The sequence below is a fragment of the Actinocorallia lasiicapitis genome (genome assembly GCF_054778695.1).
Genome location: NZ_BAAGZI010000589.1, coordinates 1 through 2,467, shown reverse-complemented (window position 1 = coordinate 2,467; position 2,467 = coordinate 1). Strand labels below are relative to the sequence as shown.

The 2,467-nt window shown below is 75.2% G+C and carries 3 protein-coding genes; all 3 read left to right on the top strand.

Annotation, left to right across the window (positions count from 1 at the left end; all coding sequences use genetic code 11):
• A partial coding sequence (locus ACYVE7_RS32565; RefSeq protein WP_460370228.1) for a hypothetical protein occupies positions 1-317 on the top strand: 317 nt, incomplete at its 5' end.
• A 34-nt stretch (positions 318-351) separates the two neighbouring features.
• Positions 352-1,014 carry a sporulation protein gene (locus tag ACYVE7_RS32560; RefSeq protein ID WP_460370227.1) on the top strand — a complete coding sequence of 221 codons (663 nt, stop codon included), beginning with the start codon at positions 352-354 and terminating at the stop codon, positions 1,012-1,014.
• A gap of 22 nt (positions 1,015-1,036) precedes the next feature.
• Positions 1,037-2,467 (top strand): AfsR/SARP family transcriptional regulator (locus ACYVE7_RS32555; RefSeq protein WP_460370225.1); only part of this gene is annotated, 1,431 nt, incomplete at its 3' end.

Genomic DNA, 2,467 nt, shown 5'->3' with positions numbered 1-2,467 from the left:
CGCTCGCCCTGGCCCGCACCGTCGGCGGCGAAGGCTACGCCCAGCTCCGTCTCGCCCAGACCTGCCTGGGCGCGGGGCTCATCGACGACGCCGTCTCCGCGGCCCGCTCCGCGGTCACCGCGCTGGCCGGTGCGATCGACCCGAGCCAGCTCGCCATCGCCCACACCGTCCTGGCCGAAGCCCTCATGGCCCACGAGGACAGGACGGGCGCGCGCGCCCACTACCGCACCGCCGCCGAGCTCTTCACCCGGCTGGACCTGCCCGCCGCCGCGATCCTCCACGACCTGGCCGACGCGGGCCGGGAAACCGCACGTTGATCCTTTGTTGATCGGCGGTTGCTTGGGTGGGGGAATGAGGATCAGTGGGGTGCTGGGGCGGCGGGGGCGGGCCGCCGTGGGGATGGAGACGGACGAGCTGGGGGCCAGGCCCGGCGGGCTGGTGACGGGGGTCGCGCGGGTCGTGGGGGAGCCGCGCGCGGTGGTGATCGGGCTGGAGACGGACGCCGAGGGCGAGCGGCGGCTGTCCGGGCCGTTCGTGCCGGGCATGGCGGACAAGGAGTTCGGGTTCGTCCTCTATGTTCCGTGGGAGGCGCCGGTCACCGAGCTGTGGGGACGCGAGGTGCACCGGGTGGAGGCCGTGGCCCGGATCCCCGGCGGGGCGGAGCGGCGGCGGCCGGTCGTGGTGCATCCGGCGCCCGTGCAGATGCGGATGCTGGCAGCGCTCCGCAACCTCGGGTTCGTGTTCGACGAGGCCCGCTGCGCCGCGGGGACGATCCAGGGCGTCCTCCAGGAACTGCCGTTCTACCAGGAGTTCCTGTTCCGGCCGCCGCGCCGGTTCGCCCGCGCGATGAGCGCCGTGACGGCCACGTTCGTCGCGAACCCGCGCACCACCGAACTGCTGCTGGAGGTCGACGGCCCCGGCTGCTACGGCCACGGCCGTTTCACCCTGCCGACGACCGGTTTCGAGCGAACCGACTGGGAACTGGCGCTGGACACCTTTTTCCGCGAGGTCTGACCGGTCCGTGGGACCATCAGGCGTGGACCTGACCTTCAGCGTGCTCGGCGCTGTCCGGGCGCAGCGCGACGGCCGGGACCTCGCCCTGGGCTCCCCGCAGCAGCGCGCGCTGCTGGCCGTGCTGCTGCTCCGCGAGGGCCGCGCCACCCCCCTCGACGAACTGGTCGAAGCCCTGTGGACGGACCCGCCGGCCCGCGCCGTCGGCACGGTGCGCACCTACGCCTCCCGCCTGCGCGCGGCCCTGGATCCCGACCGTTCCCTGCTGGTGTCGGAGGGATCCGGCTACGCCCTGACCGTTCCCCCACACTCTGTAGACGTCGTGCGGGCGGAAAGGTTGCTCGCCGAGGCGGCCGATCTGCCGCCGCCCGCCGCCCGTCCGCTGCTGGAGGAGGCGTCGGCGCTCTGGCAGGGCACCCCGCTGGCGGGCGTCCCCGGACCGTTCGCGGCCCGGCACCGGGCCAGGCTCGCGGAGCTGCTGCTGACGATCCGGCAGTCGGCGCTGGAACTGGATCTCGCGCTCGGACGTCCCGGTGACGCCGCCGGCGAGCTCGCCGTCCTCGTCTCCCGCCACCCCTACCGGGAACCGCTGCGCGCCCTGCTGATGCTGGCCCTCTACCGTTCCGGCCGGCAGGCCGACGCGCTCGCCGCGTTCACCGCGGGCGCCGCCCTGCTCGCCGCCGACCTCGGCACCACGCCCGGCCAGGACCTCCGTGAGCTCCACACCCGGATCCTGCGCGCCGATCCCGCGCTCCGCACCCCGCAGCCCCCACCGCGCCCCGCCCCGGACGGAGGGGGCGAACGGGTCCCCGCGCAGCTCCCCGCCGACCTCCCCGACTTCAGCGGACGCGTCGGAGTGATCCGCAGGATCGAACGCGCCCTCACCGCGCCCGACGGCGCGGTCGTCGCGATCTCAGGTCCTGGCGGAGTCGGTAAGACGGTCCTCGCCGTCCATGCCGCGCATCTCGTCCGCGACGAGTTCCCCGACGGCCAGCTCTACGCCGATCTGCGGGGTGCGGGCCCGCGCCCCGCCGACCCGGCCGACGTCCAGGCCGATCTGCTCCGTGCCCTCGGCGTCACCGGCCCCTACCGCGCAGCCCTGGCCGACCGCCGCCTCCTGCTGCTCCTCGACAACGCCCGCGACCTCGCCCAGCTCGCGCCGCTGCTGCCGGGGCCGCCCAGCACCGTGATCGTCACCTCCCGCACCCGCCTTCCGCTGGTCCGGACCCCGGCGCCCGTCGCGGTGGATCTCGAGGCGTTCAGCGAGCTGGAGGCGATCGACCTGTTCACCGCGATCGTCGGGCAGCGCAGGACACGCGCGGAACGGCACGCGACCCTCGAGGTGATCGGGCTCTGCTCGCGGCTGCCGCTGGCGGTGCGGATCGCGGCGTCACGGCTGGCCGCCCGGCCGAACTGGACGATCGCCTCGCTGGCCGCGCGGCTCGCCGACGGCCGG

Bases quoted from the DNA above. Each gene is read 5' to 3' on its own strand.
- ACYVE7_RS32560 (WP_460370227.1), top strand. From the start codon at position 352: ATGAGGATCAGTGGGGTGCTGGGGCGGCGGGGGCGGGCCGCCGTGGGG.